15 protein-coding genes and 2 tRNA genes are annotated in these 14,442 nt (G+C 63.4%); 5 read left to right on the top strand and 12 right to left on the bottom strand.

From position 1 onward, the window contains the following. Nucleotides 1–15 precede the first annotated feature (15 nt). Nucleotides 16–1,974, top strand: a complete 1,959-nt coding sequence (gene pknB, locus V9L18_RS00380; RefSeq protein WP_337345193.1) for a Stk1 family PASTA domain-containing Ser/Thr kinase — start codon at nt 16–18, stop codon at nt 1,972–1,974. Nucleotides 1,975–2,049: 75 nt separating this feature from the next. On the opposite strand, the gene V9L18_RS00375 is transcribed toward pknB, so the two are convergent. The 3 genes from V9L18_RS00375 to V9L18_RS00365 are packed head-to-tail and all read right to left on the bottom strand — an operon-like array spanning nt 2,050 to nt 3,640. Further along, nucleotides 2,050–2,691, bottom strand: coding sequence for an anthranilate synthase component II (locus tag V9L18_RS00375; protein ID WP_337345192.1), 642 nt, complete (start codon nt 2,689–2,691; stop codon nt 2,050–2,052). Then, nucleotides 2,688–2,858: a hypothetical protein gene (locus V9L18_RS00370; RefSeq protein ID WP_337345191.1), complete on the bottom strand. Its 171-nt coding sequence runs from the start codon at nt 2,856–2,858 to the stop codon at nt 2,688–2,690. The genes V9L18_RS00375 and V9L18_RS00370 overlap by 4 nt, the downstream gene beginning before the upstream one ends. A 2-nt stretch (nt 2,859–2,860) precedes the next feature. Then, nucleotides 2,861–3,640: a class E sortase gene (locus V9L18_RS00365; RefSeq protein ID WP_337345190.1), complete on the bottom strand. Its 780-nt coding sequence runs from the start codon at nt 3,638–3,640 to the stop codon at nt 2,861–2,863. Nucleotides 3,641–3,812: 172 nt separating this feature from the next. Between V9L18_RS00365 and V9L18_RS00360 the strand changes: the two genes are divergently transcribed. Both V9L18_RS00360 and V9L18_RS00355 read left to right on the top strand, forming a co-directional pair. Further along, nucleotides 3,813–4,067 (top strand): cell division protein CrgA, encoded by a 255-nt coding sequence (locus V9L18_RS00360; RefSeq protein ID WP_337345189.1) that lies wholly within the window; start codon nt 3,813–3,815, stop codon nt 4,065–4,067. A gap of 10 nt (nt 4,068–4,077) precedes the next feature. Further along, nucleotides 4,078–4,692, top strand: coding sequence for a DNA-3-methyladenine glycosylase I (locus tag V9L18_RS00355; RefSeq protein ID WP_337345188.1), 615 nt, complete (start codon nt 4,078–4,080; stop codon nt 4,690–4,692). 236 nt (nt 4,693–4,928) lie between these two features. Here the strand turns inward: V9L18_RS00355 and V9L18_RS00350 are convergent, their stop codons facing one another. The 3 genes from V9L18_RS00350 to V9L18_RS00340 all read right to left on the bottom strand — a co-directional run bounded on the left by V9L18_RS00350 (nt 4,929) and on the right by V9L18_RS00340 (nt 7,384). Continuing rightward, on the bottom strand, nt 4,929–5,396 hold the full coding sequence (locus tag V9L18_RS00350; protein WP_337345187.1) for a carboxymuconolactone decarboxylase family protein: 468 nt from the start codon (nt 5,394–5,396) through the stop codon (nt 4,929–4,931). Between the two features lie 551 nt (nt 5,397–5,947). Continuing rightward, nucleotides 5,948–6,829 (bottom strand): rhomboid family intramembrane serine protease, encoded by an 882-nt coding sequence (locus V9L18_RS00345; protein WP_337345186.1) that lies wholly within the window; start codon nt 6,827–6,829, stop codon nt 5,948–5,950. Nucleotides 6,830–6,838: 9 nt separating this feature from the next. Next, nucleotides 6,839–7,384: a peptidylprolyl isomerase gene (locus V9L18_RS00340; RefSeq protein WP_066288542.1), complete on the bottom strand. Its 546-nt coding sequence runs from the start codon at nt 7,382–7,384 to the stop codon at nt 6,839–6,841. Between the two features lie 155 nt (nt 7,385–7,539). Between V9L18_RS00340 and V9L18_RS00335 the strand changes: the two genes are divergently transcribed. Together V9L18_RS00335 and V9L18_RS00330 are read left to right on the top strand one after the other, a co-directional pair. After that, nucleotides 7,540–8,523, top strand: coding sequence for a hypothetical protein (locus V9L18_RS00335; protein ID WP_337345185.1), 984 nt, complete (start codon nt 7,540–7,542; stop codon nt 8,521–8,523). A gap of 134 nt (nt 8,524–8,657) precedes the next feature. Beyond that, the gene (locus V9L18_RS00330) at nt 8,658–9,533 is read left to right on the top strand and encodes a glycosyltransferase (RefSeq protein WP_337345184.1); all 876 of its coding nucleotides are present in this window, start codon (nt 8,658–8,660) and stop codon (nt 9,531–9,533) included. 24 nt (nt 9,534–9,557) lie between these two features. On the opposite strand, the gene V9L18_RS00325 is transcribed toward V9L18_RS00330, so the two are convergent. From V9L18_RS00325 to gyrA, 6 genes are all read right to left on the bottom strand, one after another. Then, on the bottom strand, nt 9,558–10,511 hold the full coding sequence (locus V9L18_RS00325) for a DMT family transporter (protein ID WP_337345183.1): 954 nt from the start codon (nt 10,509–10,511) through the stop codon (nt 9,558–9,560). Nucleotides 10,512–10,582: 71 nt separating this feature from the next. Then, nucleotides 10,583–10,658, bottom strand: a tRNA-Ala gene (locus V9L18_RS00320). 72 nt (nt 10,659–10,730) lie between these two features. Further along, nucleotides 10,731–10,847, bottom strand: coding sequence for a DLW-39 family protein (locus V9L18_RS00315; protein WP_242633290.1), 117 nt, complete (start codon nt 10,845–10,847; stop codon nt 10,731–10,733). A 69-nt stretch (nt 10,848–10,916) separates the two neighbouring features. Then, nucleotides 10,917–10,990 (bottom strand) — tRNA-Ile (locus V9L18_RS00310). A gap of 99 nt (nt 10,991–11,089) precedes the next feature. After that, on the bottom strand, nt 11,090–11,740 hold the full coding sequence (locus tag V9L18_RS00305; protein ID WP_337345182.1) for a DUF3566 domain-containing protein: 651 nt from the start codon (nt 11,738–11,740) through the stop codon (nt 11,090–11,092). Beyond that, nucleotides 11,737–14,415: a DNA gyrase subunit A gene (gene gyrA, locus V9L18_RS00300; protein WP_337345181.1), complete on the bottom strand. Its 2,679-nt coding sequence runs from the start codon at nt 14,413–14,415 to the stop codon at nt 11,737–11,739. The genes V9L18_RS00305 and gyrA overlap by 4 nt, the downstream gene beginning before the upstream one ends. Nucleotides 14,416–14,442 lie beyond the last annotated feature (27 nt).

The raw sequence follows: 14,442 nt of genomic DNA, 5'->3' as shown, positions 1-14,442 counted from the left end.
CCTCCGGGACGCCCAGTGACTGACACGCCCCGTACGCCGTCGCACCGTGAGGACAGCCTCCCGGTGGATAACCAGCGTGTCCTGAGCGGCCGCTACGAACTCGGCGGGCTGATCGGGCGCGGCGGAATGGCGGATGTCCACAGGGGGGTGGACACCAGGCTGGGCCGGACCGTTGCCATCAAGCTGCTCCGCCCCGACATGGCCAGGGATCCGCAGTTCCAGGCACGGTTCAAGCGCGAGGCGCAGGCCGTCGCCGCATTGAACCATCCCTCCATCGTTGCCATCTACGACACCGGCGAGCACACGGTTCCGGACGGAACGGAAGACAGCATCCGCGTTCCCTACATCGTGATGGAGTTTGTGGAAGGCAAGACCATCCGGGACCTCATCAGGGCCAAGGAAGTCAGCATTGACCAGGCCATCGAGTTCGCCTTGGGCGTGCTCGCGGCACTGGAGTACAGCCACAAGGCCGGCATCGTGCACCGGGACATCAAACCGGCCAACGTGATGTGCTGCGAGGGTACCAACTCCGTCAAGGTGATGGACTTCGGCATCGCCCGGGCTATCGCCGATTCGTCGGCCACCATGACCCAGACCCAGGCCGTAGTGGGCACGGCGCAGTACCTTTCGCCGGAGCAGGCCCGTGGTGAAACCGTGGACGCCCGCAGCGACCTCTATTCCGCCGGCTGCCTGTTGTACGAAATGCTCACGGGCCGCCCGCCGTTCATTGGGGACAGTCCGGTTTCAGTCGCCTACCAGCACGTCCGGGAGATCCCGGAACCTGCGAGCAGCGTTAATCCCGAGGTGTCGCCGGCGCTGGACAGTGTCCTGGCCAAGGCCCTGCTCAAGAACAGGGCTGACAGGTTCCAGGACGCGGCGGCATTCCGGCGTGCCCTTCGCGCCGCCCGGGCTGGAGTGCCGGTTCCGGACGTTTCGGCAACCGAGGCGCCGACGGATCCGAACGACCACGTTCCGACGCCGGAACGTACGCCCGCCACCGAGGCCTTCGCTTTCACTGGCGCCAGTTTCCTGGACGACGCCCCCACCGGCCGGCTGCGGGCAACGTCCAACAACCACTCCAACGGGAACTCCCTGGCCGCCGGAGCGGCCGGAGCGGCCGGAGCCTACGAGCCGCCGGACGCGGATGAGCTTCCTCTCGGCCTCCCGCCGGAACGGGAGCGGAGTCCGCGGCAGAAGTCCCGTCGTCGTGCCTGGATAGTCACCCTGGTGATCTTCACACTGCTGGTCCTTGCTGGCGGCGGCCTGTGGCTCTACAACACGGTCAACAGACCAGCCCCAGCAGCCCCCAAGGTGGAGATCCCCGTAGTGGCCGCCATGACAGAGTCCGCGGCCCTGCAAGAGCTCTACGGGGCCAACCTGCGCCCGCAGATCAAACGGGCCCAGCACGATACCGTTCCCAAAGGGACAGCGATCGGGACGGACCCGGCAGCCGGAACATCGCTTGATCCCAATTCCGAAGTAATCCTGAACATCTCCGATGGCCCCAGCGCGGTCAAGGTACCGGAGAACCTGCCCGGGAAGACTGAGGCGGCAGCCCGGGACGTCCTGCGGCAAAGCGGCCTGGTGGGCGCCCCGACCACCACTATGGCCAACAGCGCCACCGTACCGGCCGGCATTGTGATCACCACCAGCCCCGCCCCCGGGCAATCGGTGGCCGTCGGCAGCACCGTGGAGATTGTGGTCTCCACCGGGAAGGTGGCCATGCCGGAACTGCGCGGCCTTACCCGTGCCGAGGCCGAAACTGCCTTGAAGGAACTGGGCCTTGTTCCGAATGTGCAGGAAGTGGAAAACTCCCAGGTGGAGGCTGGCCGGGTGACGGACCAGAGCGATCCCGTCAACGCCGCTGTCGAACAGGGGAAGACCATCAACATCGTGGTGGCCAAGGAGCCGCCACCGCCGGTAACCCCCACACCGACGCCGACTCCCACCCCGTCAGCCACCAAAAAAGGCTGACCCCGCGTCCTTCATGGAACGCGGGGCCAGATGTGCCAGTCCTGCTGCACTGCGCCGGTCAGCAGCGCCTATTGGTCAGTGCTGGATGAGCGGACTCAGTTTGGCGGCCCGGGATGCGGCACCGGCCATGCCCAACGATTCGAGCCAGTTGCCCAACATCTGGTAGCCGCCCTCCGTCAGCACGGACTCAGGGTGGAACTGCACGCCGCACAGCGGCGCCGTGCGGTGTTGCAAGCCCATAACCACGCCGGTAGAAGTTTCCGCCGTGATCTCCAGGACGTCCGGGATGGTGTCGCGGACGGCTGCCAGCGAGTGATACCGGGTGGCGGTCACGGGGGAGGGGAGGCCTTCGAAAACACTCGTTCCGTGGTGCTCCACCAAAGAGGTCTTGCCGTGCATCAGCTCAGGGGCATGGGTCACTTTGCCGCCGTAGGCCTCGGCCAAAGCCTGGTGGCCCAGGCAGACACCGAACATGGGCTTGTTGTTGTCCCCGCACCACTTGATCAGTTCGATGCAGACTCCGGCTTCCGCCGGGTTGCCTGGGCCGGGCGATATGAGGACACCGTCGCGCGTTCCTGCCATTTCAATGGCTTCAGCCAGCGTGACATCGTCGTTGCGCACCACGGTGGTCTCGGCGCCGAGCTCCTGGAGGTATCCCACCAGGGTGTATACAAAGCTGTCGTAGTTGTCTACGACCAGGATCTTGGTTGTGGTCATGGCTGGGTTGCAGAACCAATCGTTGAGTCGGTGAATGGGGTGAAAGTGGACATCCAGGGGAACAGGAACTGGGCCATCAGGACCAGGGCGGCGAAGACAAGCAGCACCGAAGTGGCGATCCGCAGCCAAAGGGGGCCCGGCAGGTGCCGGAAAATCCAGGCGTACATGATCAGCCCTCTCCGATCGCGGCGGCCACCTGGGCCGCTATCTCAGCCGGGGGGCCCGCCGAGGCAGGCCGCCAGCTGTCCAGGAGCGCATAGGCGATAATGCGTTCCTGGGAGCCGAAGCGCGGGTTGCAGCTTGTCATGGTGAGGAAACTTTCGGTGGGTGTGAGGCCGGGCCTGGTGGGCACCGGTTCCAGCACATCGGTCCGGGATGGCAGCACAATCTGGTTGTTGCGGAAGACATACACGTAGTAGCCATCCTTGGTCTGGACGTAGATTTTGTCCCCGGGTACCAGGGTGTGGATGCTGTCCAGGACTGCGCCGTGTGTCTGCCGGTGGCCGGCCACCGCAAAATTCCCCACGGCCCCGGGCATTGCAGTGTTGCTGTAGTGGCCCAGCCCCAGGGTATCCAGCACATCACCGGTAGTGCCTTGGACAATGGGCCGGGTGTAGTTCGCACCGAAGCGCGGAATGTACATGATGCCGATGGTTCCGGCGTGTCCGGGGGCCGCAGAGACTACGGGTGCTCCGTAATTCACGGCGCCGGGGGCCGAGGGCGAACTGGTGGGCGCATCCGCGCCGAGATCCTGTGCGAATTCCTTGATGATGGCGCTCTGCCTGGCGTCCGATTCCACGTTGGTCCACCACAGCTGCCAGCCCACAAAAAGCAGCAGGACGATGCCCGCCGTGATGAGCAGCTCGCCCAGCACCTGGACAGTCCCACGCAGAATCACGACGCCGGGCCCCGGCGCAGTGCCGGTCCTCGCCTTCTCCTGCAATACCACGCGTTCTCCTCCGGGCGGTCACCACGGGCGCTGGTTGGCCCTGAACTACGGCTAGAATTGGCTGCTAGTAAGAATCCAGATTTGACCAAGATCGCGCAGACCGCTGGCAATTTCCTTCTTGCAGGATATCAAGCCCGGGTCGCCGAGCTTGCCTCAGCCGCAAGGAGAGCACGTGCCCGAGTCCAAGCCACGCAAGAAGACTTCCACCCCGGCCCAAGCGGCTTCGTCCACGCAGGCGTACAAGCCGAACCCCGTGTGGTTCAAGCCTGTCATGTTCGGCCTCATGATCATCGGGCTGCTCTGGATCATCACGTTCTATATCAGCGAAGGCCAGCTTCCGGTCAAGGCCTGGGAATCATGGAATATCGTCGCCGGGTTCGGCATCGCCATCGTTGGCTTCCTGATGACCACCCGCTGGCGTTCGTAGCGTCCGGAGTATGATCCCCGGCCCTGGCGGCACCGTTCTTGGCGACGACGGACTCTTCCGTCCGCCCTGGGCCGCCGTTGATCCCCTCCTCCGGGAGTACTACGACACCGAGTGGGGCCTGCCGGTCCGGGACGAACAGGGCCTCTACGAACGCATCAGCCTGGAGGGTTTCCAAGCCGGCCTGTCCTGGGCCACTATCCTGCGGAAACGCCCGGCTTTCCGCGCCGCGTTCCACCACTTCGACCCGGATATCGTAGCCACTTTCACTGAAGACGATGTGGAGCGGCTGCTGCAGGACCCCGGGATTATCCGGAACCGGCTCAAAATCCGGGCCGCCATCACGAACGCGAAGGCGGTCATAGCCCTGCGCAGCGAAGGCGGGCTCGTGAACTTCGTCTGGAGCTTCCAGCCCCCCGAGACGCCGCAGCCGCTCACACATTCCGATATCCCCACCCAGTCCCCGGAATCGGTTGCGCTCTCCAAGGCGCTCCGCAAGAAGGGCTTCTCCTTCGTGGGGCCTACTACGATGTACGCGCTGATGGAGGCGATCGGGATGGTGGACACGCACCTGCTGGACAGCCACCGCCGAGGATCATCCGGGGTATGGCTGGATGCCCGCGAATAAGTCCGTGCCTGCGAGTTCTCCCCAGCTGTTCCTAAAGTTATCCACAATGTGAATAACTGACGCCCGGCGATTTACCGAAAGGGCCCGCAGATGCCCTCAATCAAGGCTTATGCGAACAGTGCCTTTGGCGAGGCAGTTATTAACAGTGTGGATTAGCTGTGGATAAGACTCGGCTCTCCCCACAGACGGGGCGGGAAACCGTGGCCGCAGCAAGTCCCGCTTCCGCGCTGGAACCGTTACTCCTGGCGGCGTACTGGATGATGGCTAGTTATGGAGACCCGGTTGAACGCGTTCATGGTGATCGCCAGCCAGCTGACCGCTGAGAACTCATCCGCGGTGAGGTGTCGCCGGGCATAGCCTTCCTCTACCTCCCGTGAGCGCGGATCCGGGAGTTCCGTGATGCTCTCGGCCAGCGCCAGCGCAGCACGCTCCCGGTCTGTGAACAGGGCCGTGTCCCGCCACGCGGGAAGTACCGCAAGCCGTTGGGGGGATTCGCCGTTTTCCACGGCATCGCCGACGTGCATGTCCAGGCAGAACGCGCAACCGTTGATCTGCGAAATGCGCACGTACATCAGTTCAATGATCTTTTCATCCACTCCGGCGGTGGCCGCTGCCTCGCGTGCCTTGAGTCCCAGGCCGTTCAGCGATCGCCACACGGCCGGGTGCTGCTTGTCTAGGAAGATGTTTGCGGTGTTGCGGCCCATGGGCCCTCCTGATTCTGGGTTGCGTCGGCGGCGGAACTTACCGGTGCGCCGATCCGCGCGGTTATCCACTTGCTAACACACGACTACCCACAACTTATCCACAGATGGGGACAACATGCATGAGTACACACGGTTATTTCCCCACAGAGGCTCCGCAGAGCCTCGCGTCGACCATGAACTACACGCGTGTGAGTTATTAACACTGTGAATAACCATGTTGAAATCCCGCCGTTTATGCTTGCTCAGCGCCTCCCCGGCTCCAGAAAGCCAGCGATATCCACAGATGCAGCTCCAAGGCGCGTGATTGTCCACTTAACCACAGGGACATCCCCAGCAGTTATCCACAACTGTGGACGTACGCCGACCCTTGCCTGCCAGCCAGTGCGTCGTTGCAGGCTTCTGGCAGGATTTGGCCTTGAACTACACCCGTGTAAGTTACCAACAATGTGGATAAACCCTGTGGAAAACCTCCGTCGGCATTCCGGACACAAAAAGACCCCGGTGTCCAAGGGACACCGGGGTCTTCGGTAAGAGCGGCTACAGCGCCAAAATCAGCCCGCCGTGACGCGGACCCAGCTCACGAGAATCAGCAGCCCAAAAACGGCCACCAGGCCAGCTGCCTGGAGCAGGCCCTGACGCGGGCCGCGCGGCGTGTACGCTACCACCGCAGCGCACAACGCCCCGGTGATGAGGCCGCCCAAGTGGGCCTGCCAAGCGATCTGGGGGATCAGGAAGCCGATGACGCCGTTGATGGCTATCAGCACCCATAGCTGGCGCGTTTCCCCGCCCCGATGCCGCTGGACCAGGAGCATCGCCCCGAAGAGTCCGAAAATGGCACCGGATGCCCCGACGACTCCGGCGAGCTGCTGGCCTGGGACCAGCAGCGGATTGAGGAGCAGATAGCCCACCGAACCGCCGACGGCTGAGATCAGGTAAACCGCCAGAAAGCGGACCCTGCCCAGAAGCGGCTCGAGGGCCTGCCCGAAAATCCACAGCGTATACATGTTCAGCACGATGTGGAGGACTGAATCTGGAGAGTGCAGGAACGCGGCCGTCAGCATGCGCCAGGGCTCAAACGCGCCGTAGGCGGGCGTCGCGAACACATTGTTGTACGCGAACTGTTCGTATACGGCGCCGCCGGGCACTATCCACTGCAGGACGTACATCAGCGCACAGACGGCGATAATTCCGTACGTGACGATGGGCTTGCCGGTTGTCACCGTACCGCCGTAGACGGTCCTGACGGCCGGCGTCGAACGTGCTGTTTCGTTGACGCAGTCAACACATTGGAACCCGACGGCGGCCGCGCGCTGGCAGTCAGGGCACGCGGGGCGCCCGCAGCGCTGGCACCGCACATAGGAGGGCCGGTCCGGGTGCCGGGGGCAGACCGGAACTTGCGCTGACGGCTCCGCCGCAGGGATTCCGTAACTCATTGGTGCTTGTTAGAGCTGTTCGATGTCAATGCTGTTGATGGTGACGTCCTCGACCGGGCGGTCGCCCATGCCGGTGCGGACACCCTCGATGGCGTCGACGACCTTCTTGGAGTCCTCGTCAGCCACCTCGCCGAAGATGCTGTGCTTGCCCTGCAGCCAGTCGGTGGGGATCGTGGTGATGAAGAACTGGGAGCCGTTGGTGCCCTTGCCCATCTGGATGCCTGCGTTGGCCATGGCCAGCTTGTAGGGCTGGTTGAAGCTGAGCTCGGGGTGGATTTCGTCGTCGAACTTGTAGCCGGGTCCGCCCACACCACGGCCCAGGGGGTCGCCGGCCTGGATCATGAAATCCTTGATGATGCGGTGGAAGATGGTGCCGTTGTACAGCGGGGTACCCGTCTTGTCCTCGCCGGTTTCCGGGTGGGTCCAGGCCTGCTCGCCCGTGGCGAGGCCGATGAAGTTCTTGACCGTCTTGGGGGCGTGGTTCCCGAAGAGGTTCACGACGATGTCGCCGAGGCTGGTGTGGATGGTTGCTTTTGCGGTTGCGATGGCAGTCATAACGCTTATTCTTTCACGGCCCGCCAAAGCGGCACGGGTGTGGACGGCAGTTCCGCGCTGGGTGAAATCAGCCTGAATTCCGGGCCAAGAATAGCCGGTGAAGGTCAATCCACGTAGGCTAACAACAGAACCGTCACATTAATCGGGAGGTAGTTGTGAAGAAATCGGATCGTATTGCCCGTGACCTTGAGCAGTCAGTCAACAGCGCGGTAGAGAACGCCAAGGACTGGGCAGCCCCCCGCGTGGAAGCAGCAGTGGACTGGGCCGTTCCCCGCCTGCAGCATGGCCTGGATACCGCATCTCCCAAGATCCAGGAAGGGCTTAAGACAGCCGCCCACAACCTTGCCGACGGCGTAGCAACAGTAACGCCGCGGATCCAGGACGGGCTAGCCCACCTGGCCCCAAAGATCCACGATGCTGTTGAAGGCACCACTCCGCGCCTTCACGAAGCGCTGGACAAAGCCACACCCGTGATCCTGAACGCCCGCGACCGCGTAGTGGTGGAGTACCTGCCACGCCTCTCGGACCAGATCGGCCAGGCGTCCGAAGCTGTTCACCGCACGCTGGAGAATGCTCCGTTGCACGTGGACGCCGTAGCCCAGCGTCTTGCCGATTCCGGAGTTGTGCACTCCATCCAGGAGCAGGCCCACACGGCAGGGACCCAGCTCAAGGCAGCCGCGCATGAAGCCGGCAAGGTGGTAGGCGTGCAGATCGCCCAGCCTGAGAAGCCCAAGAAACGCGGTTGGCTGGTCTTCGGCATCATCGCCGCCGCCGTGGCCGCTGGTGTTGCCGCGTGGAAGGCTTCCAAGCCGGTTGAAGATCCGTGGAAGACCCCTTCTCCGGTGACGCCCACACCCGCCCCGGTGCCCGCCACCACGGTCAACGACCTCAAGGAAACCGCAGCCGACGCCGTCGGCAACGTGGCAGCCGCTGCTGCCTCAGCTGCAGGGGCCGTTGCGGAAAAGGCCAAGGATGTCGCGGAAGATGCCAAGGAGGCTGCTGAAGATGCAGCCGACAAAGCCAAGCACGTCGCCGAGGACGCCAAGGACGCTGCCGCGAAGGCAACAACCGATGCCAAGACCGCGATGAAGAACATCGCCTCCAACATGAACGGATCCGCGGACAAGGACACCGTCTAGCAGTTCAGGCGCTTTGCGCCGTCAGCTGAAGGGGTCCCGCCTGGTGCGGGCCCCTTCAGTGTTTTCCCAGTGTTTGTCCGGACTTGAGCCGGCAGCCCGTGGGGCGGTCACCGATCGATGCTAAATTTGAACTGATGTCAGCCGATAAATCCTCTGGGGATGCCTTGAACGACGCAGCACAGCTGCCCCGCGTGTCCATTGTCATCCCGGCTTACAACGAGGAAAGTGTGATCCGGCAGTGCCTCATCGCTGCCGTCTACCAATCGGTCCCGGCGCACGAGATCATCGTGGTGGACAACCTCTCCACAGACCGGACCGCGGCAATCGTGCAGCAGATGCAGCTGGAGTATCCGGAAAGCCCCATCATCCTGCTGAGCCAAGACCGCGACCAGGGGTTGATTCCCACCCGCAACTTTGGCCTGGACCATGCAACCGGTGACATTCTGGGCCGGATTGACGCCGACTCCGTCGTGGAGCCGGACTGGGTGGAGCAGGTCCAGAAGGCGTTCCAGGACCCCTCAGTCCAAGCGGCCACGGGCCCGGTGGTCTACTACGACATGCCAATGCGCCGGTTCGGCCTTAAAGCCGACGACAAAATGCGCCAGCTGATGCTTAAGCTCGCCAAGCACCAATACCACTTTCTCTTTGGCTCAAACATGGCGCTTCGGGCCTCGGCGTGGGAAACCATTCGGTCCGAGACCTGCCGTGATGAGAAGGATGAGATGCATGAGGACATCGATCTGTCCCTGCATCTTGCCGACCACGAACTCAAAGTGCAGTACTGGCCGCAGATGGTGTCCGGAATGTCTGCCCGCCGGCTGGAAGATTCACCCCGCGACTACCGCTACTACGTGACGCGTTTCGACCGGACGTACAAGGCCCACAACGTGAAGAAAATGGCTCTCAAGGCCCCCATGGTGGTCTTCTTCTCCGTTTACTTCCCGGCCAAGCTGCTGCGTGCCATCCACACCGTCAACACGGCTCAGCCGGTCCGCCGCGGCGGCCAGTAAGCACCTTCGGTACGGTCCTTACGGTCAGTCCGTTCCGAGCTCCGCGAGGCGGTCCGACGGCGGTTCGCCGTCCCGGGTGCCGTCCTCTGAATCCAGGCGCCGCCGTCGGGCGTTTCCGGACCGTTGTCCCAGGACGACGACGGCCAGTCCTACCAGGATCAGGGCCAACCCTGCATAGGTTCCGGCCGGGAGGGTTTCGTCCAGGAAGACGGCCGCCAGCACCGCAGCGCCGGGGATTTCCAGCAAGATGATCATCGAGACCAGCAACGGGCTCATCGTGGCCAGCAGGTGGTTGAAGGCTGTGTGGCCCACCAATTGCGCACACACGGTGATGGCGATAATCCCCAGCCAGCCGCCGGCGTCGAACCCTGTCAGGGGTTGTCCGCTGAACAGGGCGAGGACGGCCACCAGTGCGGCGCACATGCCGTAGCAGAGCGTCGTGTACGTCCCTGTGGTCATGCTTTGCCGCGCCTTGCCGCCCGCCAGCGTGTACAGCCCGGCCAGGGCCCCGCCGGCCACCGCCAGCAGGTCGCCCAAGAGCGCCTCGGGGGAGCTGCCCATATCAAAACCCGTGATGGCAACGACGCCGCCGAAAGCTATGCCCAGGCCGGCCAGTACGGGCCAGCGGTGTTTCGTGCCACGAAATAGCTGGAAGACAGCAATCCAACCGGATTGAAGGCACACGAGGGCAGTCGCGGCGGCCACGGAGGTCAGCTGCAGTGAGGTGATGAAGCACGCGAAGTGCAGGGCCAGGGCGACGGCGGCAAGCAGCGACCAGCGGAACTCCCGGCCGGAAATGGCCCCGAACTGCCGCGGTTCGCGCACGAGGGTGGGTGTGGCCATCACCACCGCGCCTATGGCATTGCGCCAGAACGCGATGGCCAGGGCGCTGACAGTGGTGGCACCGAGGGTGGCCGCGATCAGCGGACCGGACGAGGCAACGCCCAGCACGCCGAGTGCCGCGATGAAGAAGTTCACTGTCCAACCCTACTTTTTCGAGTTAACCAAAAAGTCCCGGACAGCGTTTCCGCTGTCCGGGACTTTCCATATGGTGGAGGCACGGGGACTCGAACCCCGAACCCCCTGCTTGCAAAGCAGGTGCGCTACCAATTGCGCCATGCCCCCATAAGAAGCAACCCGTCAATCATACCCTAGAACCTGGGAGCCTCTTGCCAGCTCCCGATCCGGGAATCCGTGCTAATCAACCGTATCGGTTGATTCGCTCCAGACCGTTTTCCGGGCCTCGGATTCCTGTGCTTTCCGGTAGAGCAGGACGCCTGCGATCGCAGCTGCAAGAACCAGCAACTTCTTCACATGCACCCCGTTCCGACTCAATCGACCAACCGGAGGACTGAACCTTTCCTGAAACCTGCACAGGTTCCGTGGGCGTACCAGGACTTGAACCTGGGACCTCTTCGTTATCAGCGAAGCGCTCTAACCGCCTGAGCTATACGCCCCGATGCCTCATCGGGCCGAGATATGACTGTACAGCACATCCCGGCCCGATCTCAAATCGAGGCATTCCGAGCAAAAAATCCGCCGGAATTATGGGATTTTCAGTCATCCGTGAGGGTAACGCCAATACCGCCCACCAGGGTGGCGGAGATGTTGTACAGCACTGCAGACAACATGGACAACGCGGTCAGCAGGACCACGTTCACTACGGCGATGATGGTGGCAAAGGAGGCCACCTGCCCCAGCGACGCAACCTTCTTCAATTCGAAGCCCCCGCCTTCGGACCCGGCGAGGGTGCCCAGGAGACTGTCCACCTGGTCGAAGATGCCGGTCAGGTCCAGGACCGTCCAGAGCACGATGGCCGCAACGACCGTAACGATTCCCAACGCCACAGAGAGCAGGAACGCCATTTTCAGGACGGACCAGGGATCAACTTTGCTGACCAGCAGGCGCGCACGCCTGACCTTGGCTTTGGGGGCCGGCTTTACCAGTCCCGGACCGCCAGGCGCGGGTCGCTGCCCTGCCGTGGCGGGACGCTGAGCCGGGCGCTGGCCCTGTCCAGGCTGGGCCTGCCCGGGCTGGGCCTGCGGACGCTGGCCTGCTGCCGCGGGGCGCTGGCCGGGCAGGCCTGCCGGAGCCGCAGGGCGCTGCTGGGGACGAACGGGGGCGTTTACTCGGGGGGCAGCCGCGGGCTGCCCCGTTCCGCCGGGAACATTGCTGTTCTGCTTGGGATATGAGTCGGGATTACTCACTCGTTACCTCCGGTGTAGTCTTCGTTCGGCTCAGCGTCGCCGGAGGCGTCCTCTGACTCAACGGCCGGTGCTGTCTCTGCCACTGCTGCTGACCCTGCGGACCCCTCGGGGGATCCGTCCTCTTCAGCCAACGTTACGTCATCCTCCAAGGATTCATCGCCCTCAAGACCGCGTTCGCTGTTCCGGGCCACTTCGATGATGCGGTCATTCTTGTCAGGTTTGGCGAAGATCACTCCCATGGTGTCGCGGCCCTTGGCAGGGACGCCAGCCACGGAGGAACGGACCACCTTGCCGCCTTCCATGACTACCAGGACTTCGTCTTCCTCCTGGACAATCAGGGCTCCCACGAGGTCACCGCGTTCCTCGGCCAGCTTGGCAACCTTGATTCCCAGGCCGCCGCGGCCCTGGAGCCTGTATTCCTCCACGGCCGTGCGTTTGGCGTAGCCGCCCTCGGTCACGATGAACACAAAGGAGCCGTCCGTGACCACGTTGGCGGCCAGCAGTTCGTCGTCCTCCCGGAACTTCATGCCGGTGACGCCGGACGTGGCACGCCCCATCGGCCGCAGTGCGTCATCGGTGGCCGTGAACCGGATGGACTGGCCCTTGCGTGAGACGAGCAGGAGGTCGTCCGATTCGGAGACCAGCTGGGCGGACACCAGTTCGTCCTCGTCCCGGAGGTTGATGGCAATGACGCCGGCAGAACGGTTGGTGTCGTAATCCTCCAGCCGGGTCTTCTTGACCAGTCCACGTTTGGTTGCGAGGACCAGGTAGGGCGCGTGCTGGTAGTCCTTGAGGTCCAGTACCTGGGCGATGTGTTCGTCCGGCTGGAAAGCCATCAGGTTGGCGACGTGCTGGCCCTTGGCATCGCGGCCCGCCTCCACCAGTTCGTAAGCCTTGGCCCGGTAAACCCTGCCGAGGTTGGTGAAGAACAGCAGCCAGTGGTGCGTGGTGGTTACAAAGAAGTGCTCCACCACGTCGTCGCCGCGCAGCTGGGCGCCCTTGATGCCCTTGCCGCCGCGCTGCTGCGAACGGTAGTTGTCGCTGCGGGTCCGCTTGACGTAGCCGCCACGGGTAATGGTGACAACCATTTCCTCTTCGGGGATCAGGTCCTCCATGGACATGTCGCCGTCGAAGCCCATCAGGATCTTCGTGCGGCGGTCATCACCGTGCTTGGCCACGATCTCAGCCAATTCGGTGCTGATGATCTCGCGCTGACGCTCCTCCGAGGCCAGGATCGAGTTGTACTCAGCAATCAGCGCTTCGAGTTCTGAGTGCCGGTCCTGGATCTTCTGGCGTTCCAGGGCTGCCAGGCGGCGCAACTGCATGTCCAGGATGGCCCGTGCCTGCAGTTCGTCGATGTCCAGCAGTTGCATCAGCCCGTCGCGGGCCGCCTCCGTGGTGTTCGAGGCCCGGATGAGAGCGATGACCTCGTCCAGCATGTCCAGGGCCTTGAGCAGCGCCCGCAGGATATGTGCTTCTTCCTCGGCCTTGCGCAGGCGGTACTTCGTGCGCCGGGCGATAACGTCCAGCTGGTGGGTCACCCAGTGCCGGATGAAGGCATCCAGGCTGAGCGTGCGCGGCACTCCGTCCACGATGGCCAGCATGTTCGCGGAGAAGTTGCTTTGCAGTTCGGTGTGCTTGTAAAGGTTGTTCAGCACTACCTTGGCAACGGCATCGCGCTTAAGCACGATGACCAGGCGCTGGCCCGTACGGCCGGACGTCTCATCGCGGAGGTCCGCGATGCCGGAGATCTTGCCGTCCTTGACCAGTTCGGCGATCTTGATGGCCAGGTTGTCCGGGTTGGCCTGGTAGGGCAGCTCGGTAACCACCAGGCAAGTACGGCCTTGGAGTTCCTCAACGTTGACCACAGCCCGCATCGTGACAGATCCGCGGCCGGTGCGGTAAGCGTCCTCGATACCCTTGTGCCCCAGGATCGTGGCCCCGGTGGGGAAGTCGGGTCCCTTAACCCGCAGCAGCAGCTCTTCGAGCAGTTCCTCGCGGCTGGCGGTCGGATTCGCCAAGTACCATTGGACGCCGTCGGCGACCTCTCGCAGGTTGTGCGGCGGGATGTTGGTGGCCATGCCGACGGCGATGCCTGAGGAACCGTTGACCAGCAGGTTGGGGAAACGCGCCGGCAGGATGGTTGGTTCCTGGTTCTTGCCGTCGTAGTTGTCCTGGAAATCGACGGTTTCCTCATCGATGTCCCGGACCATCTCCATGGCCAGCTGCGCCATCTTGGTTTCGGTGTACCGCGGGGCGGCAGCACCGTCATTGCCAGGGGAACCGAAGTTTCCCTGCCCAAGCGCCAGCGGGTAGCGCATGGTCCAGTCCTGGATCAGGCGGACCAAGGCGTCGTAAATGGCGGTGTCGCCGTGGGGGTGGTACTGGCCCATGACCTCGCCCACCACACGCGCGCACTTGTTGAACGAGCGGTCCGGGCGGTACCCGCCGTCAAACATCGCGTACAGCACGCGGCGGTGTACCGGCTTCAGGCCGTCGCGCACGTCAGGAAGGGCGCGGCCCACAATAACGGCCATCGCGTAGTCGAGATAGGACCGCTGCATTTCGGTCTGCAGGTCCACCTGCTCTACGCGGTCGATCAGCACATCGCCTTCAAGCACGGTTTCCGGAAGATCGGCGGATTCCGCCTGGTTCTCGGGTGTCTCGTCACTCATCGTCTATATTTTCCGTTTCAGGTATAT

It is taken from the genome of Pseudarthrobacter sp. CCNWLW217, from assembly GCF_037203985.1.
GTDB lineage: Bacteria > Actinomycetota > Actinomycetes > Actinomycetales > Micrococcaceae > Arthrobacter.
The sequence above is the reverse complement of the archived record's forward strand: the minus strand, read 5'-3'. Positions and strand labels throughout refer to the sequence as shown.

What these genes read in the sequence shown, in the direction of transcription:
- gyrA (WP_337345181.1), bottom strand. Translation starts at nt 14,415, where the DNA reads ATGAGTGACGAGACACCCGAGAACCAGGCGGAATCCGCCGATCTTCCG.
- V9L18_RS00370 (WP_337345191.1), bottom strand. Translation starts at nt 2,858, where the DNA reads ATGTACGCCTGGATTTTCCGGCACCTGCCGGGCCCCCTTTGGCTGCGG.
- V9L18_RS00340 (WP_066288542.1), bottom strand. Translation starts at nt 7,384, where the DNA reads ATGACTGCCATCGCAACCGCAAAAGCAACCATCCACACCAGCCTCGGC.
- V9L18_RS00350 (WP_337345187.1), bottom strand. Translation starts at nt 5,396, where the DNA reads ATGGGCCGCAACACCGCAAACATCTTCCTAGACAAGCAGCACCCGGCC.
- V9L18_RS00355 (WP_337345188.1), top strand. Translation starts at nt 4,078, where the DNA reads ATGATCCCCGGCCCTGGCGGCACCGTTCTTGGCGACGACGGACTCTTC.
- V9L18_RS00330 (WP_337345184.1), top strand. Translation starts at nt 8,658, where the DNA reads ATGTCAGCCGATAAATCCTCTGGGGATGCCTTGAACGACGCAGCACAG.
- V9L18_RS00375 (WP_337345192.1), bottom strand. Translation starts at nt 2,691, where the DNA reads ATGACCACAACCAAGATCCTGGTCGTAGACAACTACGACAGCTTTGTA.
- V9L18_RS00345 (WP_337345186.1), bottom strand. Translation starts at nt 6,829, where the DNA reads ATGAGTTACGGAATCCCTGCGGCGGAGCCGTCAGCGCAAGTTCCGGTC.